General features: G+C 37.1%; 28 protein-coding genes and 1 other RNA gene. 17 read left to right on the forward strand and 12 right to left on the reverse strand.

The window, feature by feature from the left end:
• Nucleotides 1-291: 291 nt before the first annotated feature.
• From ACFQ19_RS19220 to ACFQ19_RS19240, 5 genes are all read left to right on the forward strand, one after another.
• The gene (locus tag ACFQ19_RS19220; RefSeq protein WP_379594358.1) at nucleotides 292-657 is read left to right on the forward strand and encodes a YppE family protein; all 366 of its coding nucleotides are present in this window, start codon (nucleotides 292-294) and stop codon (nucleotides 655-657) included.
• A gap of 37 nt (nucleotides 658-694) precedes the next feature.
• A complete protein-coding gene (cdd, locus tag ACFQ19_RS19225; protein ID WP_379594360.1) occupies nucleotides 695-1087 on the forward strand; it encodes a cytidine deaminase in 393 nt (130 codons plus the stop codon).
• A gap of 235 nt (nucleotides 1088-1322) precedes the next feature.
• Nucleotides 1323-1640: a cell division regulator GpsB gene (gene gpsB, locus ACFQ19_RS19230; RefSeq protein ID WP_379594362.1), complete on the forward strand. Its 318-nt coding sequence runs from the start codon at nucleotides 1323-1325 to the stop codon at nucleotides 1638-1640.
• Nucleotides 1641-1697: 57 nt separating this feature from the next.
• Nucleotides 1698-2085, forward strand: an RNA gene (rnpB, locus tag ACFQ19_RS19235) — RNase P RNA component class B.
• A 109-nt stretch (nucleotides 2086-2194) separates the two neighbouring features.
• Nucleotides 2195-3325: a THUMP domain-containing class I SAM-dependent RNA methyltransferase gene (locus ACFQ19_RS19240; protein WP_379594364.1), complete on the forward strand. Its 1131-nt coding sequence runs from the start codon at nucleotides 2195-2197 to the stop codon at nucleotides 3323-3325.
• Nucleotides 3326-3463: 138 nt separating this feature from the next.
• Here the strand turns inward: ACFQ19_RS19240 and ACFQ19_RS19245 are convergent, their stop codons facing one another.
• The 4 genes from ACFQ19_RS19245 to ACFQ19_RS19260 all read right to left on the reverse strand — a co-directional run bounded on the left by ACFQ19_RS19245 (nucleotide 3464) and on the right by ACFQ19_RS19260 (nucleotide 6312).
• Complete coding sequence (locus ACFQ19_RS19245; protein WP_379594402.1) at nucleotides 3464-5137, reverse strand: b(o/a)3-type cytochrome-c oxidase subunit 1; 1674 nt, start codon at nucleotides 5135-5137, stop codon at nucleotides 3464-3466.
• Complete coding sequence (locus tag ACFQ19_RS19250) at nucleotides 5118-5651, reverse strand: cytochrome c oxidase subunit II (protein WP_379594366.1); 534 nt, start codon at nucleotides 5649-5651, stop codon at nucleotides 5118-5120. Before ACFQ19_RS19250 ends, ACFQ19_RS19245 begins: the two co-directional genes overlap by 20 nt.
• A gap of 18 nt (nucleotides 5652-5669) precedes the next feature.
• Entirely contained in the window at nucleotides 5670-5780 is a 111-nt protein-coding gene (locus ACFQ19_RS19255) for a cytochrome c oxidase subunit 2A (RefSeq protein ID WP_379594367.1), read from the reverse strand.
• Between the two features lie 331 nt (nucleotides 5781-6111).
• Complete coding sequence (locus ACFQ19_RS19260; protein WP_080874411.1) at nucleotides 6112-6312, reverse strand: cold-shock protein; 201 nt, start codon at nucleotides 6310-6312, stop codon at nucleotides 6112-6114.
• A gap of 590 nt (nucleotides 6313-6902) precedes the next feature.
• Here ACFQ19_RS19260 and ACFQ19_RS19265 point away from each other — a divergent pair.
• The 12 genes from ACFQ19_RS19265 to cls all read left to right on the forward strand — a co-directional run bounded on the left by ACFQ19_RS19265 (nucleotide 6903) and on the right by cls (nucleotide 15692).
• Complete coding sequence (locus ACFQ19_RS19265) at nucleotides 6903-7856, forward strand: thymidylate synthase (RefSeq protein WP_379594369.1); 954 nt, start codon at nucleotides 6903-6905, stop codon at nucleotides 7854-7856.
• 36 nt (nucleotides 7857-7892) lie between these two features.
• A complete protein-coding gene (locus ACFQ19_RS19270) occupies nucleotides 7893-8384 on the forward strand; it encodes a dihydrofolate reductase (protein ID WP_379594371.1) in 492 nt (163 codons plus the stop codon).
• A 130-nt stretch (nucleotides 8385-8514) separates the two neighbouring features.
• Nucleotides 8515-8715, forward strand: coding sequence for a twin-arginine translocase TatA/TatE family subunit (gene tatA / locus ACFQ19_RS19275; protein ID WP_379594373.1), 201 nt, complete (start codon nucleotides 8515-8517; stop codon nucleotides 8713-8715).
• Nucleotides 8716-8750: 35 nt separating this feature from the next.
• On the forward strand, nucleotides 8751-8921 hold the full coding sequence (locus ACFQ19_RS19280; protein WP_080876288.1) for a twin-arginine translocase TatA/TatE family subunit: 171 nt from the start codon (nucleotides 8751-8753) through the stop codon (nucleotides 8919-8921).
• 71 nt (nucleotides 8922-8992) lie between these two features.
• Complete coding sequence (gene tatC / locus ACFQ19_RS19285) at nucleotides 8993-9754, forward strand: twin-arginine translocase subunit TatC (protein WP_379594374.1); 762 nt, start codon at nucleotides 8993-8995, stop codon at nucleotides 9752-9754.
• Nucleotides 9755-9979 carry a YozE family protein gene (locus ACFQ19_RS19290; protein WP_379594376.1) on the forward strand — a complete coding sequence of 75 codons (225 nt, stop codon included), beginning with the start codon at nucleotides 9755-9757 and terminating at the stop codon, nucleotides 9977-9979.
• 236 nt (nucleotides 9980-10215) lie between these two features.
• Nucleotides 10216-10725, forward strand: a complete 510-nt coding sequence (gene vrrA / locus ACFQ19_RS19295) for a VrrA/YqfQ family protein (RefSeq protein WP_379594378.1) — start codon at nucleotides 10216-10218, stop codon at nucleotides 10723-10725.
• Nucleotides 10726-10844: 119 nt separating this feature from the next.
• On the forward strand, nucleotides 10845-11804 hold the full coding sequence (gene msrB / locus ACFQ19_RS19300) for a peptide-methionine (R)-S-oxide reductase MsrB (protein WP_379594380.1): 960 nt from the start codon (nucleotides 10845-10847) through the stop codon (nucleotides 11802-11804).
• A gap of 42 nt (nucleotides 11805-11846) precedes the next feature.
• Nucleotides 11847-12053, forward strand: coding sequence for a DUF6501 family protein (locus ACFQ19_RS19305; RefSeq protein WP_379594382.1), 207 nt, complete (start codon nucleotides 11847-11849; stop codon nucleotides 12051-12053).
• 143 nt (nucleotides 12054-12196) lie between these two features.
• Nucleotides 12197-12436 carry a 4Fe-4S dicluster domain-containing protein gene (locus tag ACFQ19_RS19310; RefSeq protein ID WP_379594384.1) on the forward strand — a complete coding sequence of 80 codons (240 nt, stop codon included), beginning with the start codon at nucleotides 12197-12199 and terminating at the stop codon, nucleotides 12434-12436.
• Nucleotides 12437-12566: 130 nt separating this feature from the next.
• The gene (locus ACFQ19_RS19315; protein WP_379594386.1) at nucleotides 12567-14084 is read left to right on the forward strand and encodes an FAD-dependent oxidoreductase; all 1518 of its coding nucleotides are present in this window, start codon (nucleotides 12567-12569) and stop codon (nucleotides 14082-14084) included.
• A gap of 150 nt (nucleotides 14085-14234) precedes the next feature.
• Nucleotides 14235-15692 carry a cardiolipin synthase gene (cls, locus tag ACFQ19_RS19320; protein WP_379594403.1) on the forward strand — a complete coding sequence of 486 codons (1458 nt, stop codon included), beginning with the start codon at nucleotides 14235-14237 and terminating at the stop codon, nucleotides 15690-15692.
• A gap of 50 nt (nucleotides 15693-15742) precedes the next feature.
• Here the strand turns inward: cls and ACFQ19_RS19325 are convergent, their stop codons facing one another.
• From ACFQ19_RS19325 to ACFQ19_RS19360, 8 genes are all read right to left on the reverse strand, one after another.
• Nucleotides 15743-16018, reverse strand: a complete 276-nt coding sequence (locus ACFQ19_RS19325; RefSeq protein ID WP_379594388.1) for an acylphosphatase — start codon at nucleotides 16016-16018, stop codon at nucleotides 15743-15745.
• A 540-nt stretch (nucleotides 16019-16558) separates the two neighbouring features.
• The gene (locus ACFQ19_RS19330; RefSeq protein ID WP_379594390.1) at nucleotides 16559-16936 is read right to left on the reverse strand and encodes an rRNA methyltransferase; all 378 of its coding nucleotides are present in this window, start codon (nucleotides 16934-16936) and stop codon (nucleotides 16559-16561) included.
• Between the two features lie 22 nt (nucleotides 16937-16958).
• A complete protein-coding gene (locus ACFQ19_RS19335; protein WP_379594392.1) occupies nucleotides 16959-17744 on the reverse strand; it encodes an LAGLIDADG family homing endonuclease in 786 nt (261 codons plus the stop codon).
• 118 nt (nucleotides 17745-17862) lie between these two features.
• The gene (gene xerS / locus ACFQ19_RS19340) at nucleotides 17863-18948 is read right to left on the reverse strand and encodes a tyrosine recombinase XerS (protein WP_379594394.1); all 1086 of its coding nucleotides are present in this window, start codon (nucleotides 18946-18948) and stop codon (nucleotides 17863-17865) included.
• A 734-nt stretch (nucleotides 18949-19682) separates the two neighbouring features.
• A complete protein-coding gene (locus tag ACFQ19_RS19345) occupies nucleotides 19683-19877 on the reverse strand; it encodes a hypothetical protein (protein ID WP_379594396.1) in 195 nt (64 codons plus the stop codon).
• A gap of 208 nt (nucleotides 19878-20085) precedes the next feature.
• A complete protein-coding gene (locus tag ACFQ19_RS19350; protein ID WP_379594398.1) occupies nucleotides 20086-20247 on the reverse strand; it encodes a hypothetical protein in 162 nt (53 codons plus the stop codon).
• A 115-nt stretch (nucleotides 20248-20362) separates the two neighbouring features.
• A complete protein-coding gene (locus ACFQ19_RS19355) occupies nucleotides 20363-20911 on the reverse strand; it encodes a TetR/AcrR family transcriptional regulator (protein WP_379594400.1) in 549 nt (182 codons plus the stop codon).
• A gap of 143 nt (nucleotides 20912-21054) precedes the next feature.
• The gene (locus ACFQ19_RS19360; protein WP_379594401.1) at nucleotides 21055-22698 is read right to left on the reverse strand and encodes a BCCT family transporter; all 1644 of its coding nucleotides are present in this window, start codon (nucleotides 22696-22698) and stop codon (nucleotides 21055-21057) included.
• Nucleotides 22699-23182 lie beyond the last annotated feature (484 nt).

Raw genomic sequence — 23182 nt, forward strand, 5'->3', positions numbered from 1 at the left:
GGACTCTAACCAAAAGCATGCATAATAATAGAGAGCATGTTTATCCTGGAACAGCAAGGATTATATGCTTATTCTTTAGCGCATAATTTGAGTAAATTTCACAAAATTCATTAACCTGACAACATTGCTATGATTACTCGCCCCACCGAAAACCATTGCGCTTTCCCACAGGAGTCTCCGTGTTTTTCCTCCGCTAGTTACTGTCTTAATCCTTAAAGCATAAAAGACAGGTTTATTATTTCAATTTATATATAATAAAGATAAGCATTTTGAAATTGAAGGATGAATGGAATGAAACTCCGTGAACAAACCGAACAGTTAAATCAATATCTGGATGCACTGCGGGAGCGTTTTGAAAATGAGGAAGCTCCTCCTGATCGAAAAGACCGTGATTTTTTTAATATGGTTAAGACAGAGACAGCTCCTGTTTATGATGCTTTAGAAATGTGGGAAAGAGATGCATCTGCCGCAGTTAAAGAAAGAAAAGCAGCTGTACATCCTAATCAGATTCAATCCACGCGGGAGAATATGGAATTATTGCTGATGCACAGTTATTATCTGGATGTTAGAAGGAAAAGATATATCGAGCTATATACATCGATTCGTTATGTTTTTGATTTGCTATTAGATACATTGGAAGAAGATGAAAAGCAATAAAACGATAGACGTAAAAGGGGCAGGAGGAACAAACACAATGAAAGAAAAATTACTGAAAGAAGCCATTCAAATGAGAGACAGAGCCTATGTACCTTATTCGGAATTTCCTGTAGGTGCAGCATTATTAACACGTGCCGGAAAAGTATATACAGGATGCAATATTGAAAACGCAGCTTATCCATCGACTTGCTGTGCAGAACGGGTCGCTATTTTCAAAGCCATTTCCGATGGGGAAACAGCATTTACAGAAATGGCTGTTGCGGCAGATACGCAACGTCCTGTACCGCCATGCGGCACTTGCAGACAAGTAATGAGCGAATTTTTTGCTCCGGATATGCCCATTCACTTAACCAATTTGCAGGAAGATGTCCAAACACTTACCACGGATCAATTACTCCCTTTTTCGTTTCAAAAGGAAGATATGGATTAACCTGAGACAAGTTCATGCTAGAAAATGCTAAGTTTGAAAAGGAGACTGATATTCAGTTTTCTTTTTTATCACAGTGGAACACTTTCTATGAACATTCAGAGAAAGTGTAAAGAGTCTCTCGCTGAACAAAATGCCACTTTATGTTATAATAGCTTTAATTTACAGAGAATAATGTTAAAATATAAACAAATGAAGAAAAAGAATAAGAATAGTATATTTCAGAGGTGATTTTGTAATGAGCATTGACCGCGTTCAACTTAGTGGAAAGAAAATTTTAGAAAAAGATTTTAAAACAGGAATCAGAGGCTATTCTCAAGAAGAAGTCGATGAATTTTTAGATATCATTATTCAAGACTACGATAATTTCAAACAAGAAATCGACCGCTTAAATCAGGAAATTGACCAATTAAAAAATAACCGGCAGCAGACAACAGAAGCACCAAGAGCACGTTCAACATCACAAAATACACAGGTGAATTATGATGTGTTAAAACGCTTATCCAATCTTGAAAAAGCTGTATTCGGGAAAAAATACGCTGACTCTGAAGAATAAGGGCAGAGAGATTTGATTTATCTTCAGAACTTTGCTAGAATATGATAGGCTATTTAAATGTCTATGTAATCGCTATGTCCATCCGGGCATAGAGGAAAGTCCATGCTCACACAGGCTGAGATGCCTGTAGTGTTCGTGCTTGATGAAATCATAAGTCAAGGTAGTTTAGATAAACTAACGGCAGAAGGGCTTTGCTACGTCATATGTTATGTATGATATGTGAAGCTCTCTTGAAAGTGCCACAGTGACGTAGCTGGTGTGGAAACACATCAGGTGGAACGAGGTAAACCCCGCGAGTGAGCAACCCAAATAATGGTAGGGGCATCCTCCAGTAGGGAAATGAACCGAACGAGGGACAGCAGCAGCTGTAGATAGATGATTACAACCGGCGTACGAGGCTTGACCACCGTTTGCAGTACAATGGAACAGAACATGGCTTACCGGACATTTAAGGGTCGTGCTGATGAACGAACAGATTCTATTTCCAAGTTGAATGAAATAGAATCTTTTTTTCATTTTATGATAAAGACGGATGACCGAGAGGAATATTTAAAATGAAACAAGTAACTTTAATTGCTACAGCAGCGATGGGACTTGAATCAATTGTTGCTAAAGAAGTAAAGGATCTTGGATATGAAGCAACTGTAGAGAATGGAAAAGTTATCTTTGATGCACCCATTTCAGCCATCCCCCGATGTAATTTATGGTTGAGGACAGCGGACCGTGTAAAAATTCTTGTCGGCAAATTTGAGGCTAAAACATTTGATGAATTATTTGAACAGACCAAAGCGCTTCCCTGGGAGCTGTATGTGGATGAAGCGGGTCAAATTCCTGTATCCGGAAAATCGGTTAAATCGACACTGTACAGCGTTTCAGATTGCCAGGCGATTGTAAAAAAAGCGATTGTTGAACGGATGAAGTTAAAATATGGTCTGGTAAATAAGCTGGCAGAATCTGGCGCACTCTATAAAACAGAAGTCGCTTTATTAAAAGATGAAGCAACGTTAACCATTGATACATCTGGAGCAGGCTTACATAAACGCGGTTACCGTACCGGACAAGGGGAAGCTCCCTTGAAAGAAACACTGGCAGCAGCCCTCGTCTTATTAACCAATTGGAAGCCTGATCAGCCGTTAATTGATCCATTCTGCGGTTCGGGAACCATTTTAATTGAAGCGGCTTTAATCGGACAAAATATTGCTCCCGGATTTAACCGGGAATTTGCTTCGGAAGAATGGGACTTTGTGAAACAGAAACATTGGGATGCTGCTTTTAATGAGGCAGAAGAACTCGCAAATTACGACCAGCCTTTGTCCATTACAGGGTCGGATATAAGCCACCAGATGATTGAAACGGCGCAGGCAAATGCGCTCGAAGCAGGACTCGGTGATTTAATTGAATGGAAACAGATGCAAGTCAGCGATCTTGCCATTAAACAAAAAAACGGCTATTTAATTAGTAATCCGCCGTATGGGGAGCGGCTAAGCGATAGAGAAGAAGTAGAGAAGATGTATCGGGATTTAGGAAATATTATGCGTCATCATCCATCATGGAGTGCGTATATTATTACAGCGTATGAACAATTTGAGAAAGTATTTGGAAAAACGGCCACCAAAAAACGTAAATTGTTTAATGGGTTTATTCAGACGAATTATTACCAGTATTTTGGGGAGAAAGAAGATTAAATTACCCCATGAATCAAATGGCAGGGAGGCACCTATCAAGAACAGGCGTTTCCCTGCCTTTTTAACATGTCATGGAAAATACCTTGAAGGCATAAACAAACCATTTTGAACAAATAAATCAAAATGGTTTGTTTCTTTTTATAGTATACCGTCAAATGGAGGAGACCCTGGCGGTGCGTTTTGAATAATATCAATCATCGGAATCGTATACGCAAACAAAATTAAAGCAATGGTAATACCAATCCATAATTTCCAGTTCTCCATCCAGCGCGGTGTAGGTTGTGCGTCTGGTTCTTCTTCTGCGATAGGGTACTCTTCTTCGCCCTTCGGAGCAAATGCGATTAATTCCACAAAGATGTAAACCATCAGAACAATCCCGATAAACAGCAATGTTCCTCCAACAGCCTGAGCGGTCTGATATCCAACCCATTCCGCAGCTTGTTCTGTGCCGCCGTATTCAGAGAAAGAAGATCTCCTCGGTCCTCCTAAAAGTCCTTGAATATGCATAGCTCCAGACATAATCAGCATCCCGACAGCCCAAATAATCGTTTGGTAAATGCCCAGTTTATGGATTTTGGGTGTCAGCTTTCTGCCGGTTAAATGCGGTATTAACCAATACGCGATTCCAAAGAAAGTAAGAATAACCGTTGTTGCAATAGTTAAGTGAAAGTGGCCTGTAACCCAAATCGTATTGTGAACCAATGTGTTTAATTGGTGTGATGCGTTAATGATACCGCCGGCTCCACCTGGAATAAATGCCAGCATGCCGACAAATGGTGCTACAAACCGGACATCTCTCCAAGGTAATTTTTTAAACCAGTCAAACAATCCCGTTGCACCTTGTTTTCGGCCAGTCGTTTCAAACATGGCAAACATGGAAAATGCAGTCATCAAACTCGGAATAATAACCATAAAGGTTAGTACCACCTGGATAAACTTCCATGTCGGATCAATTCCTGGCTCTGTAAGCTGATGGTGAAAACCGACAGGAATAGAGAAAAATAAGAATAAAACAAAGGATAATCTTGCTAAAGAATCACTAAATATTTTCCCGCCGATAATTTTTGGGATAATTGCATACCATGCCATGTAAGCTGGCAATAACCAGAAATAAACAAGCGGATGGCCAAAATACCAAAATAACGTACGGCTCAACAAAACATTAATCGTTTCTGCATACCCTAAAGACCACGGAATAAATTGAACAAGAACCGCTACAGCAACACCTATGGAACAAATCACCCACATAATCATATTAATCGTCACCATAAATGCTAAAAGCGGGGTTTTTTGTTCAGGATGTGCTTTTTTCCAAGCGTAGACCTGATGCCAATTTACAAAAGCAGCAATCCAGGATCCTACCACGACAAGTGCAAGGCCGATATAGAAGATAGGATGTGCTTTTAAGGGTGCATAAAATGTATAGAGCACATTCGCTTCCCCGAGTAAAATTGCTGTTCCTGTTAAAGCAGTACCAGCCAGCATAATCCAGAAAGACAACCAGCCAAGTTTCCTTTGCTTATCGGACATACCGACTGTCTTACCTAATAAAGAATATTGGAACCCAATAATAAAGAATGTCGTCAGTACCAGCGCCAGAATAACGCCATGTAAAGTAAGTATTTGATAATAGCCGATACCAAGCGGCAATTCAAAATCCCCTGAACGTACAAGTACCTGCAGTAACCCCATTAACCCACCGATAAATAAGGAAATAAATGCTACATACATAAAAGATAGATATAATTTTGCTTCCGGTTTTGTAATACTTAAGGGAGTTACATCAATTTCTTCATTCAACTGCTGTTTCATTGCCAGACTCATCGTCGACCACCTCCACTGTTGCGAACATCATGTGATGCCCGACGCCGCAATATTCATTACATACTAAGGTGAATTCCCCAGTTTGGTTCATTTCTACTTCTAAGCTGCTGATATAACCAGGTTCAACCATCATATTGACATTGGTTCCAGCAATATTAAAACCATGAATCACATCTTGTGTGACTGCTTGGAATAAAACAGTCGATCCTTTCGGAATTTCAATATGAGATACGGGGTTGCCTTCCTCATCATCTCCTAAATCATAGTTGAAGGTACTGGCAACAACATTCACAATATACCTATCCTCATCAACTTGGGTAAGCCCGAGATTTTCTCTTTCAAACGCTTCATTTGCTTCCAGGTTGTCAGGATCAATCGTCGCTCCGTGACTTTGTGGATGCGTTCCTAAATAAAATGCTCCGAATCCGAGTATCAATAGAAATACAACGAGTGATCCGCCGCCGAAGATAAGCCATATCTTCTCATATTTGTGTAAATGCATATGCTTTCTCCTCCTTCTTTAACGCGATAAAAATAATAAAAATACTGCGACCCAGCTGATAATAATAATGACACCTATCGTGATGACGGAAAAAAATGTACCTCTTAAATTAGGTTCAGGTTTTTTCATGTGATTCACCCCTTTTGTAACTTCTTGCCTATAGGTCTATCATATCGGAAAAAAGCCTTGTACACGCCGTCAAATCAAACATTTCACAATTCGTTCAATTTTTCACAAATAGGTTGATTTAATGTTTTTACAAACCTTTTGGTTAGAAAAGTTTATGACTTTTTTACGAACAAATAAATGAAATCATTGACAAAATGAAATGCATGCATAAGGAACAGATAATGGGAGCGGGGGGAAGGGAGTGATAATGATATGTAAATGATCGAAGCGTTTTATTCCATAAAAAAAGCAGAGCTCTATAGAAGAACCCTGCTTTCATTTATAATGGTATTTAATTTTTTACAACATTTGCAGCTTGTGGGCCGCGTTCACCTTCAACAACATCAAAAGAAACGTCTTGTCCTTCTTCTAGTGTCTTGAAACCTTCTTCTTGAATGGCAGAATAGTGTACGAAAATATCATTCCCTTCTTCTAATTGAATAAACCCGTAGCCTTTTTCTGCGTTAAACCATTTTACTACTCCGTTTTCCATGTTAAATTTCCTCCTAAATACTTCCACGTAAAACGCGTGTGATTACAAAGCAGAAGAACGAAATTACGAAAGAAAGGCAGCATCCGATAGAAGACGGGATCATAAGTATCCACTTCTGTCTATCGAAGCTGCCTTTACATTCTAATGATTCCGTACTTTCTTCTTTGCTTGTACCTATATTAGCTTATTTTTTTTTCGCAGTCAAGAAAACCCTGCCATTTTTATAAAATAATAAGAATGTTTTGAATTTATTGCTGTGTCATTGTTAAGATACTACCCATGACAGAAGAGACAACCGTTTATTTTTTCAGAGACATTTTTATAGAGGATGTTCAAAAAGTCCAATAAAAATGACGCGGCGAATTTCTGCGTTGACTAGCAAATTCCAATACTCACGTATTATAAAACATACGCTCCGTTTGGAATTTGCTAGTCGCCTTGAACTTCTTGGTCCTATTTATCGGACTTTTTGAACACACACTTATAGCGAATTCTGTTATAATAGATGTTGTTTAAATAGCGAATGATATAGCTCATATACGTTCTTATCCAAAGAATAGATATACATACAAACATAGGGAGGATTATCAATGCAGGGAGAACAAGGTTATTTAGAATTATGCCGTAACATATTAGATGCAGGGACAAACAGAGATGACAGAACAAATACAGGAACCTATTCTATGTTTGGGCACCAAATTCGTTTTGATTTACAAAAGGGATTTCCTTTGTTAACCACGAAAAAAGTGCCTTTCCGTTTAATTGCGACAGAATTATTATGGTTTATCAAAGGGGATACGAACATACGTTATTTATTGGAACATAACAATAATATCTGGAACGAATGGGCTTTTGAAAAATGGATTAATAGTTCAGATTACACCGGACCGGATATGACGAACTTTGGTATACGAAGCCAGAAAGATGCTGCCTTTAAAGAAGCATACGATGAACAAATGAAGCTGTTTAAAGAGAAAATCTTACATGATGATGCTTTTGCTGAAAAATTTGGAGATCTTGGATCGGTTTATGGAAAACAGTGGAGAGATTGGGAAACAACTAGAGGGGAATCCATCGATCAGTTAAAAGAAACCATTGAAGCCATTAAAAATAATCCGAATTCCAGGCGCCATATTGTATCAGCTTGGAACCCGGAAGATGTTCCAACAATGGCATTACCTCCTTGTCATACGTTATTTCAATTTTATGTAGCGGACGGGAAATTATCTTGCCAACTGTATCAGCGCAGTGCGGATGTCTTCATCGGCGTCCCTTTTAACATTGCCAGTTATGCTCTGTTAACGCATTTGATAGCACATGAATGCGGCTTAGAGGTAGGGGAATTTATCCATACTTTTGGAGATGCACATATTTATTCCAATCATATTGAGCAAGTGCATCTGCAGTTAGAAAGAGATATCCGTGAAATGCCCGTATTAAAAATAAATGCGTCTGACAAATCCATATTCGACATCGATATAACGGATTTAGAAATCGAAAATTATCATCCGCATCCAGCTATTAAAGCTCCCATTGCGGTTTAAAAAGGAATCTAACACTAATTGAATGGAGGCTAAAGCATGATTTCATTGCTGTTTGCAGCTGATAAAAATAACGTCATTGGCTATCAAGATGGCATGCCTTGGCATCTGCCGGAGGATTTGAAATTTTTTAAAGAGAAAACAACAGGAAATACCATTATTATGGGCAGAAAAACACTAGAATCGATGAATGGACCATTGCCGAAGCGGCGTAATGTCGTGCTGTCCAGAAATACAGATCTAACGATAGAGGGTGTAGAAGTTATCCACGATTTATCTGCCGTAGAGCATTGGAATGCAGAACAGCCGGAAGTAGAATATTTCATTATCGGCGGCGGAGAAATTTATGAACAAGCCTTACCGATTGCTGATCGAATGTATATCACCCGGATTGATGAAGCATTTCCGGGTGATACATTTGCTCCGGCATTTGATGAAACCAAGTGGAAGCTCACAGAAAAGAAAAAAGGCATAAAAAATGAAAAAAACCCTTACGACTATTACTTTCTGCAATACGACCGCGAAAATTAACTTGTCTATCGTTTTCGAAACATGCTATGATATGGAAAAGAGACAGTGTCCTTCTCGTACGTTTTTGAAGGTGGACTTTTTGAACATCTTTTACAAGAGGACACAATATAAATAAAGAAGGTGCCAATAGATGTTAACGAACATAGGTATTCCAGGACTTATTTTAATCGTGATATTAGCCCTGATTATATTTGGGCCGAATAAACTGCCGCAAATAGGGAAGGCTGCCGGACAATCACTAAAGGAATTTAAAAGTTCCACACGTGATTTAACACAGGATGTCACAGATGGGGCAAAAGAAGTTAAGTCAATTATAAAAGAAGAAAAATGAGTTCAAGCTCATATACGGAGTGATGGATAATGAACATATTTTCAAATATCGGATTCCCAGGGTTAATTCTAATTATTATTGCCGCTTTATTTGTCTTTGGACCAAATAAACTTCCTGAAATCGGAAGGGCTTTAGGAACAACATTAAAAGAGTTTAAAAATGCAAGTCAAGATATTTTAAATGACAATCCTAAAAAGAAACAGTAATTAACGGCAGAGGTGTAGGGATTATTCCTTGCATCTCTTTTATGTCATCAGCTTAAAAGGTGGGTTGTACAATGTCTGAATCAGAACAGATACCTGAAGAAAAAGAAATGAACGTTGGAGGGCATTTAACAGAACTCCGGAATCGTTTAATTGTTACTGCAATTATATTTGTATTATTTTTTATTGTCGGCTTTATCAATGTGAAAAGCATCTATCAATTTTTTGTGAATGATATTGATATGCAGCTGACGGTCATCAGCCCTGCTGAAATTATTTGGATTTACTTTTCCATAGCTGGATTATTGGCGTTCGCTGCAACCATACCTGTGATTGTCTATCAACTCTGGGCATTTATCAGTCCAGCATTGACAACCAAAGAAAAACGCGTTTCCCTAGTATATATACCAGGTTCATTAATTTTATTTGTACTTGGGCTCGTATTTGGTTACATGGTATTTATTCATTTAATTTTTCCGTTTCTATTGTCCTTGAATGATGATATGTTCAATGTCATGTTTACGGTAGATCGTTATTTCGGCTTTTTATTAAAAGTGACTATTCCATTTGCCTTTTTATTTGAACTCCCGGTAGTTACCATGTTTTTAACAAGTTTAGGTGTTCTGACGCCGACATTTATGATTAAAAACCGAAAGTATGCTTATTTTATTTTAATTGTTGTGGGTGTATTGATTACACCGCCTGACTTCTTTCTGCAAATCGTTGTAGCGGTACCGCTGATTATTATTTATGAAATGAGTATTCAATTATGTAAAGTTGTTTACCGAAAGAAACAAGCACAGCATGAAGCCTTTATGAATGAGGGAGGGGAATAAATGCGTCTAACTTTTTATCAATTTTTATTAACACATCGCGGGAAATTAGATGAAGATGATTACTCTGCATTAGCAGGCTGGGCTTTTCATGATCACTATTTCCCCAAACACGCAACAAGTTATGATGAAGTCAGTGATTATCTGGAATGGAACAGCCCATTTCCCGGGGCACTAAGCGCCTTTGATGAACTTTGGACAGATTATGAGTGGAAATACAGCAGCTGAAACGGGCTGCTTTTTTCATGACAAAAGGTTTAATCAAACGTTTGATTAACAAATATATGAGGAATAACGGGGCATTTCGACATTCTTTTATTGTTATCGCTGGTGATTGTTGATTCCTGCGGTTTCCCGGGAAATGATTTCGTATGTAAGAGGTATAAGATGAATGTCTACACAGTTGCATGACTATCGCATATTCTATAAGAGAATAGAAATAGATGTATAAGGGGTAGATAGTGATGGTTTTCCCATCGAGAAATCAATTGCCTCGTTCGCCGCAGCAACGCCCTTTTCGTAACGGACCTCCTGATTTAAGAGGTATTCCGAGAGAAATAAGAAATACAAATGGGGCTGCAGAAGCAAAAGGCGGTTCAAGAGGTTTATCACGTTTATTATCTGGCGGTGCTGCACAGAGTTTAGCGCAAACAGGAGGCGTTTCTACGCTTTCTAAAACACTTGGAGGGGTACAGCAGGTTTTAGGCGTCGTTCAATCCACAGCGCCATTAATTCAGGAATATGGGCCAATGGTTAAGAACCTTCCTTCCATGTACAGGATGATGAAAGCTTTTAAATCGTTTAACAGTGAAGACAATGAAGCAACGACAGAAACACTTCCTCCACAGCCTTCAAAACCAAAACAGGAGATCCATCATCAACAGCAGCAGAAGAAGCCAGAGCAAAAAAAGGAAGCGCCTGTGCCTGCACCAGCAAAAGAAAAAGGTATTTCCACACCAAAAATGTATATTTAAATCAAGCGAAGGCAATCGCGATATTCTTAAAAGCCTTCTGCTTGATTTTTTTTTATAAAAAAGGAAGAATAGGGGGAGAATATATAGTAAAAATAGCCATGAATAGGAGGCAATAAGATATGTCACAACAAAAAAAGCTCGCCACTTTTGCAGGAGGTTGCTTTTGGTGTATGGTAGAACCGTTTGATGAACGACCAGGGGTAATCAGTATTCGTTCCGGTTATACGGGCGGACACGTTGAAAATCCAACCTATGAACAGGTTAGTTCTGATACAACAGGGCATGTTGAAGCGGTTCAAATAGAATTTGATCCCACTATTATGCCTTATAAAGAGCTGGTGGACACATTTTGGCAGCAAATTGATCCGACAGATGCCGGCGGACAATTTAATGATCGTGGTGAATCCTATCAAACAGCTATTTTTTATCATGACGAAGAACAGAAAGAAATAGCAGAGCATTCCAAGGAATTGCTGCAGCAGAGCGGGAAATTTAAAAAGGATATTGTTACGCCGATTCTTCCAGCTCAGCCTTTTTATGACGCAGAGGAAGAGCACCAGGACTACTACAAGAAACGTTCTTTCCACTATAAAATGTATAAAAAAGGCTCCGGCCGGGAAGATTTCATCAAAGAAAATTGGCAGCAGAAGCCTTCTGAGGAAGCGTTGCGAGAGAAGCTGACACCGCTTCAGTATCAAGTTACTCAAGAAAATGGAACGGAGCGCCCGTTTGACAATGCATATTGGGATAATAAAGAAGAGGGGATTTACGTTGACCTTATTTCTGGAAAAGTCCTTTTCTCATCCAAAGATCAATATGATGCCGGCTGTGGCTGGCCAAGCTTTACAAAACCGCTTGATCCGCAGCAAGTGACAGACGTAACGGATACTTCTCATGGAATGGTTCGTACGGAAGTGCGCAGCAAACAATCTGATTCGCATTTAGGACATGTTTTTGAAGATGGCCCGAAAGAAGCAGGTGGATTACGTTATTGCATGAATTCTGCAGCGATGCATTTTATTCCGAAAGACCAAATGGAAGAAAAAGGTTATGGCAACTATTTATATCTATTTAAATAGATTATAATATTATTATGTAAACAAGAAGAGGAGAACAGAAGAATGATTCACAAAGATTGGGAAAACAGAGAAACCATAAAACAAATTAAATGTGTTCATGCAAATGCCAAAAAATTTATCGTAGATCGTAAACTGACGCCTGGTAAAGTATACGATGTAAAAAATGAGACAGACGAATTTTACTTTATTATTGATAATAGTGACCGGATAGCCGGATTTCGAAAAGAATATTTCCAAGAAACGGTTTAAACAGGCGATATATCAGGAGATCTGGATTTGTTTTAGATACAATCCGATCTCCTTTTTCATAAATAAGGTCGTTTTCTTTTATTTTAAAATGCGTTATAATAATTTAATATGTAAAAGATTTTGGTAAAGAGGAGGGAAAACGCTTGGCTTTTATTATTACTTCACCTTGTAAAACAGAAAAAGCTGGGGAATGCGTAGAAGTTTGCCCCGTTGATTGTATAGAAGAAGGCAAGGATATGTTTTATATCGATCCTGACATTTGCATCGATTGCGGTGCATGTGAGGCAGTTTGCCCGGTAGAGGCAATCTATATGGAAGATGAAGTGCCGGAAGAAGAGCACGAATATATTTCCTTGAATCGGCTTTTTTTTGAAAATCGTTAGTCAGAAAAGACTGCTTCCAATGTAGAAGCAGTCTTTTCTCTATTCTCATTTTTTGCTTGTTTTTCTTTGGAGTAAGTTGATGCAGAAAGGAAATACTAAAAGAAACAAGCAAATGTGAGGTGCGATAAATATGTGTTCAAAATCAATTTGGCATACAGATACGGAATTGAAAGAATTTTCCAAACTCCAGGAATCGAAGCAAACAGAAGTTTGTATCGTAGGAGCAGGAATTACAGGAATTACAGCTGCTTACCTGCTGTCTAAAAAAGGTTTGAAAGTTATTTTATTAGAAGCTGATTATGTACTTAGCGGAGTTACCGGAAACACTTCAGCCAAAATCACTGCGCAGCATGGTCTGATTTATTCCGAACTGATGGAAACCATAGGGGAAGAAAAAGCAAAACAATATTACCAGGCAACCCGAGAATCCATGGATTTCATAAAAAATGCAATCACCCAGCATCGGATTGATTGTCAATACGAAGAACAAGATGCTTTTCTTTTTACAAATGATGATGCTTATTTAGCTCAATTAGAAAAGGAATTAGAAGCATATCAAGCTTTGGATATCCCTGGTGAACTTACTACAGAGATGCCGCTTGAAATTCCGTGTAAACAAGCATTAAAAATGCCGGAACAAGCTCAATTTCATCCGTTAAAATACTTGCAGTGGATGCTTGAGGAAGCTGTAAAAAACGGAACAGAGGTTTACGAGCAAACCGTAGCAATGAAGCTTGAATATAATAGACAAAAAACGGTTATGACAAAGGATGAACATCGTGTTTCATGTGACTATTTGGTAGTGGCCACCCAATTTCCGTATATTGATCATCAAGGGCTTTATTTTGCAAAAATGTATGCAGAACGGTCTTATATTGTATCCGGAAAATGGACCGGAACATATCCAGGCGGAATGTATATCAATGCTGAAAATCCAACCCGTTCCATCCGTACAGCTACATTAAATCATAAAGATACGTATCTTCTTATTGGCGGTGAAAACCATCGTTCCGGAGAAAAAATAGATGAAAAATCATGTTATGAAAATCTGAAGACGTTTGCTGCAGAGCAGTTTGAGATAACGGATTTTCCTTATCAATGGTCGGCACAAGACTTTACTACTTTGGATAACATACCCTACATCGGTGCAATAACCGGAGACGACCCTTCCATACTCATTGCCACCGGCTACCGAAAATGGGGAATGACAAACGGGACATTAGCTGCCAAAATAATGACGGACATTATCACGAAAAAGGGTGAAAGTCCATACAAAGATTTATTTACCCCGGAACGGTTCACATCAAAGCCAATGTTAAAGAACTTATTCCGTTTTAACATGGAAGTGGCAACAGAATTTTTAAAAGGGAAATTGTCTTTTCCTGCCTCTAAAGAAATAGATACATTAGAAATTGATGAGGCTGCTATTACAACGGTAAAAGGGGACCGCGTTGGCGTTTATAAAGACAAGGAAGATCAATTGCATGTCCTTGATACAACTTGTACGCATCTGGGCTGCGAAGTGAATTGGAACGGTGCTGACAGGACTTGGGATTGTCCCTGCCATGGATCCCGTTATCATTATGATGGCGAGGTAATGGCAGGACCGGCAAAAAACCCTTTAAGAAAAATATCTTTGGATGATTAAACCTGAAAAAGGAACACGTTTTGGTAAATAAAAAACGTGTTCCTTTTATTTATTCGCAGCAATCATTGACTTCACTTTCCATTTTATATAATATGGATAAATCTGATACCATAGTTCAATATAAAATAAAGAAGGTGATTCATAGTGGCAATGGAAATAGGTAATATCATTACAACGATTGCCTCCATCATTATTTTTATTAATTTATTATTAGCGCTGGGGGTATTATTTTTTGAAAAACGGGATGTCGGTTACACGTGGGCATGGTTGTTGGTTTTATTTTTCTTACCTATTATCGGTTTTTTAATTTATATTTTCTTGGGCCGCAGTTTAAAACAGAATAATTTCTATGGCTTAACAGCTGAAGAGCAAAAAATGCTTAAAGAAGAGGTTGAGACACAATTAAAGCTCATCGATGAAGAAAAACACGATAACATTCCCTGGTTAAAACATTATGATGACCTCATTACCATGAATTTACGTTCCTCTCACGGCAGATTATCAGAGGATAACGAGATGGTCATATTTAATGACGGTCACCAAAAGTTCGATGCGCTTCTGAGTGACATTAAGGCAGCGACTCAAGAAGTGAATGTGCAATATTATATTATCCAGCCGGATCACCTTGGAAAAAGACTCAGAGATGCGCTGATTGCAAAAGCGAAAGAGGGCGTGAAGGTGCGTGTCTTATATGATGAAGTCGGTTCGAAAAAGTTATCATCCGGATTTTTTGATGATTTAAAACAAGCTGGCGGGGAAGTCCGTGTTTTCTTTCCGTCTTTCTTAAAGCTGATTAATTTCCGGATTAATAACCGCAATCACAGAAAACTTGTCATTATTGATGGCGAATTATCCTATATTGGCGGCTTCAATGTTGGTGATGAATACCTTGGAGAGAATAAAAAATTTGGCTACTGGCGGGATACGCATTTTAAAATATACGGAAATGCTGTGAATGATATTCAAATAAGATTTATCATGGACTGGCATCAAGCTGGAAATGACAAGCAACATGATGATTATAAAGATTTTTGTTTTCATTTAGAACAGCATCATGGAACAAGTCCTGTGCAAATCGTTTCCAGTGGCCCGAACTCAGAGACTGAGCACTTAAAGAATATGTATATTAAAATGATACTCTCTGCAAAAGAAAGCGTCTATATCCAAACGCCTTATTTTATACCAGATACCAGTTTTATGGATGCTTGTAAAATGGCACTTTTATCTGGAGTGGACGTACGGATTATGATTCCCTGTAAGCCGGATCATCCATTCGTTTACTGGGCAACATGGGCATATGTCGGCGACTTGTTAAAGTATGGCGCAAAAATATTACTTTATGATAATGGTTTTCTGCATGCCAAAACAATCGTGGTAGATAAAAAAATCGCTTCTGTCGGAACGATGAACATTGATTCCAGAAGCTTTCGCTTAAATTTTGAAGTGAATGCAATTACTTATGATGAGAGGGTGGCTGAAGAATTATATAACATATTTGAAGAAGACAGTACACGAAGTTCTGAACTAACAGTTGAGCGTTATAGCAAGAGATCCTTATGGATTAAATTCAAAGAAAATATATCCCGTTTACTTTCACCAATACTATAATGAACAGGCTCGACATCACTTATTATGCATGATGCCGAGCCTGTTCATTTTTAATATCTAACATTAAAAGAGGTATACTCCGGTTCTCCAGAAAGCTTATTAACATCCATCTCGCTTACTTTTGCAAATCGGGAAGGGCCTTTTTTAATTTCTTCCAGAAAACGGTCCACTTTATCATCTTCTCCATATGCTTCTAGGGCAACAGCACCGTCATCTTCATTTTTTACCCAGCCTACAATATCATGGCTCATAGCCGTGTGCTGCGCGAAATAGCGAAATCCGACGCCTTGCACCCGCCCTTGAACTCTAGCAGATACATACTTCATTAATAATCACCTCTTAGTAGATATGATAGCATAATGTATTTATCAATTTACAGTAAAGTAAAGCAGCGCAAATATATGTATTAATATTCTGACAATTAAAAAGGAAATAGATTTTTGGTAAAATGTTTGAGCAAAGAGCGCTGATGAATTAGAACCGAATGCAGAAAAAGAGAAATCTTATTGGCAAATATATCATGGAAGAGAAATAGGATTTTTATAAAGTAAATCAGCAGGAATCCTTATTATTCAAAGGGGCTTACAATTGGAGTGCAGTTGTTTAAAGTAATTTTACTAAGGATGGCTTTGCTGCTAAAATGCTAGCAAGTTCACAGCAAAGCCAGTATACAGAGATTGCTGATCAATCAAATTTACGACTAAATTCATTTAAATGAATCGGAATGATATATAAACAAATCTGTTTCAAAATGTTATTTTGTCTCACTATCCAAAGTATACTTCTTAATGAGATGAGATTTTTTAGTTTTAAATATAGATTCTGATAATAGGTGTTATGGAAATGGCGTTATAAGAAATAATAAATTAAAACCTTTCAATTCGATGTTTATTACTTCTCTTCTTCAAAGAATTAAAATCAATAAAATGAATACTATATTCTAGTACATCATTGACGCTTAATTTATGTTCTTTCGCAAAATCCTTCACTTCAAGTAATAATTCCTGGTCATATGTTGTTTTATATTGAACACGATCTTTTGGGCGAGAGTTTTTATCAAATTGGACAATACCTTGTTTTAAAACTCCTTGTAATCCTGATTCTAATAAATAATTGGGGTATGTGTCATATTGAATAGCCATTGTATTTAATTGATCAATAATCGACTTGCTTACATTTGTTCTGAATTTTACTCTTGATGCATCAGCTGTCTGAATTAGTCTTCCGTTTATTAGTTTCCACATTTTTTTACTCCTTTCTTATTTGTTAATGTGTTTTTGAATGAACTCTTAAGTAATTTTCTTTATAAGATTCATAATGTTCTATTTCACTATTGTAAATAATATCCGCCAGCCGGGGGAGGTCCAATTTGCCTTTTACCCAAACCCGAAAAAACGGATTACCAGCCTGAGTAATTTCTTCCGTTATTTCACTACGGAGTTTCCACGTTTGAAAAACGAATAAAAGTCCTTTAGCAAAACTGGAACTAGCTGTAGTGATATTCATCACATATCCTTTCTTTTGAACCCAACCGTCACCATCAACAACTCCTCTGATAAAAGAGGGCAGGAACTCATCTGGCACTTTAGGAAATGGTACAGATAATGATTTATTAGGCAATACTCCTAAACGAGCCAAATCGAGTTTAATTTCTTTTGAATTAATCACCAGAGTTGGTGTTTTCCTTGTTTTATAATTTTTTAACAAAATATAATCTGCATCCATATATTCTGCTACTCGACGAAGTACTGTTTGATTTTTTTGAGTTAATGAAACACTGGATATACGGTTATTTATACAACCATCTGTTATAAACAACCCCAAAACCCATGCCATTTCATGAGACCATGTTTTAAAATAATGTTCATTAATTTTATGCTTTCGAGGTTGTCCTGAAGATTGCTCTCTATTCATTTTAACGCCATGTTTATACATGATATTACGAATAGCTCGATCAGAAATGCCGATACGAGAAACCATTTCTTTATAAGGCATGCCGCTTTTATACATCTTGATAATAGCTTCATCTGTAATTCCTTGGTTTCTAGACATTTTTTATCTCCTTTCAATTTGTTTATTAATATAGATTATACAAACATTTGTTCGTATAATCAAGTGAAAACCCAGGCAGATTTAAAACTTTATAGTAATTTGTATAAAGCTCTGATAATCATTCATCATCTTTAGGAATATCCATCTTATCTACAGCATTCTTTAAATCGTCATTGTTAATATGCGTATAAATCATCGTCGTTTGTATCGACGAATGCCCGAGTTGGCGTCTTAACTTCGGTACATCGTTAATTTCATTGTGATACCTTGTTGCAAAGGAATGTCTTAATTTATGAACGGATAATGATGGTTTACCGAAAGCATTGGCGTATTTTTCGATCAATTTTTCAATAGAACGTGCGGTCAACCGTCTTGGCGTTCCTTTTGGTCCCATGGCAGCAGCAACAAATAAAGCTTTATTTGTTTTCTCAACATGATAACGATTCGATCTAATTTGTAAATACTCGTTTAAATCATCCATCGCTTGCTTGCTGAAATAAACATATTGTTCTTTGTTGCCTTTCCGAATAACGCGCGCAGTAAACTTGCTGTGATCAATATCATCTAAATCCAGATTCACAAGCTCTGAAAGCCGTAATCCGGAGCCTAAAATAAGCGAAACAATCGCTGTATCACGTTCCCGATTTAGAGTGTGAAAGTTGGCGAGTTTTTTATTGTCTTTATAAAGCTCACCATATTCATAAGCAATAAATTGGCGAAAACGTTCGTATTCATCACCCATTAAAATTTTTCCTTCCATTTTGTTTGCAGTTGTTTCCATACTTTCTTTGATATCATTGAATTCAAGCTTGGCCATCACATTACGCTTTAAATAGGGTTGTAAATCACGTGTTTCAGCAATATTTTGCAAGTAATTGAAAAGCGACTTTAATGCCGATAGCTTACGGTTAATCGTAAGTTCTTTGTTATGTAATTGATATTGAAGAAATGTCAAAAATCGCTCAGCTTCTTGAACAGTGAGTGATTCAAGCAACTCAAGCGGCAAATCTTTCAGTTTACCAGAATAAAAATCCTCGGTGATGAGCCAATTGAAAAAGATTTTATAATCGTGCGCATAATTGAGTAATGAAGCTGGTGATAATTTTCTTTCTTTATGATTGATAAATTCTTCGACATACCAAGGAAGTTCCTTAAGTAAAGCTTGCAGTTTATTATATAGTTGCTGTTTTGAATTATTTGCCATAATGATCACCTCATAGATACATTTTACAATACTTCAGTTAAAACCACAATTATTACGTCAAATTTATATTTTACGTAATAATCTATTTGAGTGTTATTTTTCATATAACTAGCTTCCCTCCTCTTTGTATCTGTATATCTGTTACAATAATCTTTGCTTTGGGAGTTTGTTATTATTATAAAATTGCAGAACTTAATGGAACTACCCAAAATAAAACTGAGTTCTAGCCATTTGCATTGTTGCTGGTATAAATAATGATATCCGTATTCAAAGTTAATTCGTTTCCTTCCCCCACCAGGAGTAGTTCACACCTAGCAAAACAACATCCATAGCCATATATTTTTCTTTAATTTTAGCGAGTACCTTCTTCATTCAACATACCAATCCCCTTTATCATTTTCTCGGAATATGTAAGTATATACTACTTTTTATAATTATTAAATGCCTCTACAATTTCAAGAAATTCAAAAGGATCAAGCATACCTCTGGGTTTAATGCTTCTATCAAATTCAAAAATTTCTGATCTATCTATTTGTACATATGATTTCTTTGTCAAACCAGAATTAGGACTATGATTAATAGGAATTCTGTTTTGCTCTCTTTTAGTACCAGTTATCTTCAAACCTTGTGCAATACCGTCTTCTCGCTGAATAAATAAAATTAGGACAGGGCGTCTTTACCCTGTCCTTTCTCGTTTTCATAAGAATACGTTAAGTCATATATATAACCGGGCTTCATTCATCATCCTCCATCCAAAACTTATAATTGGGATGGTCAGGAGAAATATTAACATTTCCATTTTTGTCTACCTTGAGTGGTTTATTATTTGATAGTTTAGATTTATCTACTTTATTTGAAATATCTGCTAGTATACGATCATACTCGTTTTGTACTTCTTTGTAGTTAGGACTTTTAAGTGTAGAATTCATATCTTTGTCCTCCTCTTTACACATTCCAATCACCACCTCATGGTAATTAGTATATGCAATTTATTAGAATGTAGTCATTCCTAGTTTTATTTTAGCAAATAACCAAGTAACTAGCAAACAAACTTAATTCTATGGTTCTGTTCATCATAAAAAAGATGAACAGAACCATTTTTAAAAATGTTATACCCCGGCCTACGTTATTTTGATTTTACCTGCTTTTATTATTGAAATGGTTAACCCCTCTATTATTTTCCAATTGATCCTCAACCACTCCGCTTTGATAACTTTCGTTCAATTGATTTTGCACTGCTTGAACGCCTTTGTTATCTTTAAAAAATGAATTTTTCTTTTTTTTATCTTTTTTACTCATTGCTAGCACCTCCTTATTTTTAGTATGTACAAAATAAGGTAACTGCATAGCAATAATTACTACCAAATTTTTGCAAATTCATGATTTGTAAGGGGTTTCTTTTTTTATTTTTTAATTACGATGCACTCGAAACCAGCATTTGAGCCATCGCAATTGAATATTTCGTTGCTTCTTCAGAACCGATTAATGTCGTCATCGATGTAGTACCTTCCAATAATAAAGTGAATTGTATTGCTGCGTCTTTCCAGTTTTCGAGGTTTTTGGTTTTTGCCAGTTCCTCGAAATAATGTAACAATTTTTCTTTATGCCCCCGTGCAATATTCTCAATATTATTATCAGTTCCTGTATAATCCTCGATTGCTCTCATAAACATATCGCCTTTATAAGAGTATTGTTTAAGCCATTTACAATGCGCTTCTACTACAGCTATGAACGGGCTATCAGTGTTTGAATCAACAAAAGCATCTAAATAAGACCAATAGCGTAACTCTCTTTTTTTAAGCACTTCTTCAACCAGTTGCTCTTTAGAGTTAAAATGATTGTATAAAGTCATTGTTGCAACATTGGCTTCCTTTATAATTTGTTTTAAACCTACACCTCGAAAACCATGTTTATAAAATAAATTTTCTGCTGTTTCTAATAAGTTCTCTTTTTTAATAGACATGTTTTTCATCCCTATCTAGAATTGTCGTTTCAAATCATAACATGTATATTTTATTTCTTAAATTGACATTATCTGTTACGTAAAACCGTTATTTAATGACTAAAAAGTGCACAAATAACGGTTTTACATAAGCAAATTAATAATTATTTATCTGTTTGATCCTCGCTGTTATCTTCTTCTGGCATTTCATCCGGAAGAATTTCATAAAACTCTTCACGCTTCTCTTTTATTTCTTTCTCCGCTTCTTTCAAATATTCCGGCCGATGTTCATAATGCTTTCTTTCCATCGTAAGAATATCGTATTCACTAGCCAGTGATTTAACAACTGATAGGGCCAGCAGCATGACGACAAATGTAAATGGGAATGCTGCAATTAACATTGCCATTTCCAACGCTTCAAGACCGCCGGAAAATAGTAATACAAGTGCTGTAGCAGAAAGAATCGCTCCCCAGATAATTTTAATACGGGTAGCAGGATTAATTGTACCGCCAGTAGTCATCATGGCAAGTACAAAGGTACCGCCGTCAGCAGATGTTACAAAAAACGATGCAATTAAGAGTATGGTAATACCGAGTACAACCGGTGCAAATGGATAGTTTTCCAAGAAGGCAAATAATGCCACTTCATCCCCTTGGGCAACCACTAGATCATATAATCCACCGTTTAACGCCTCATCCAATTCAATTCCAGCAACTCCAAGAATAGAGAACCAGATTAAGCTGAATACGAAAGGAACCGACACGACACCAATGATAAACTCACGGATAGTCCGTCCCCGAGATACTCTGGCAATAAAACTTCCTACAAATGCAGACCAGCCGATCCACCATGCCCAATAAAACAATGTCCAATCATCAAGAAATCCGCGGTCACCAGTAAAAGCGTTCATATCAAAAGTCATTGTTGGCAGGTTTTGGAAATAATTGCCTGCTGTTGACATAAATGATTCGAACATTTGTAATGTGGAACCTGTCACCAGGATAAACAACATTAGCGCAATAGCAATAATAATATTACTAATACTTAAGTAACGTATACCCTTGTTTACACCAGTTGCTGCAGACATGATAAAAGCAACTGTAATAACCAATACGACGATAGCTTGAGTCAAAATGTTATTTTCAATACCATCAAAACTGTAGCTTAATCCAGCTGTGATTTGTGTAGCACCAAGTCCAAGAGATGTAGCAATACCGAAAATGGTTCCGAAGACTGCGAGAACATCAACAGCAGTGCCCAACCCTCCTTTTGTGCGGTCTCCCAGAATAGGAGATAACGCTGAACTCATAAGTAACGGTGCCTGGTGTCTAAATTTAAAGTATGCAAGCGCCAGACCGACAACAGCATATACTGACCAAGGATGGATGCCCCAGTGGAACATAGAATATTGGAGCGCTTCTGCAGCTGCTGCACTGGAATTCGGTTCAGCATTTGGCGGTGAATAAAAATCTGTCAGTGGTTCGGTTACGCCGAAAAACACAAGGCCGACTCCCATACCCGCAGTAAATAGAAAGGAAAACCATGTAAAATAACTATATTGTGGTTTCTCGTCCGGTTTACCTAACTTCACTTTCCCTAAGGGACTGAAAATCATGTAAATAGCGAATAGAACAAAGGCTGTCATTGATAACATATAGAACCAGCCGAAGTATGTAGATATAAATCCATCTACTGCGCCGAGTACTGTTTCTACATTTTGCGGTAATATAGCCCCCCACAATATAAAAATTGCCGCAATTGATATAGCAATCCAAAATACTCTTGTTACATTTACCTTTGAGTTCAAAAATAAAACCTCCTGTTATTTTCTAATGAAGATCGCAGTAAAATTTACAAGGTAATATATAATTCTACTTCCTCTATATTTTTTTGTATAGAACGACCTTTCTAGAACATATAATATACTAACATGACTATAAAAGTACATTCAACACCTTTAGTTTAAAAACTTTAATGGAAATAGAAATACACACAACGCATATTTGGCACAAAATACAGGCAACTGTAAACAGTCAGCTGCTTTTTTGCTTCTGTTTATCCTTCATTGATCAGCAAGATATAGGAGGAACAGAACAATCTCCAAGTCCTTATATCACATATAAATAAAAGCACCTATCGTAACTAGAAATAAAACCACAGCAATTATCCTGAATTATTCACAGAAAAACCTTTATAACGCGCAATTACTTGGCTGACAAGTAACGAAAGCGTATAAGTCATGCATCAAATAAATGAAAAAAGAACCCGTTTCTGATAAGGTTAAAGCATCA

The sequence above is a fragment of the Oceanobacillus locisalsi genome (assembly GCF_042675985.1).
Classification (GTDB): Bacteria; Bacillota; Bacilli; order Bacillales; family Amphibacillaceae; genus Oceanobacillus; species Oceanobacillus locisalsi.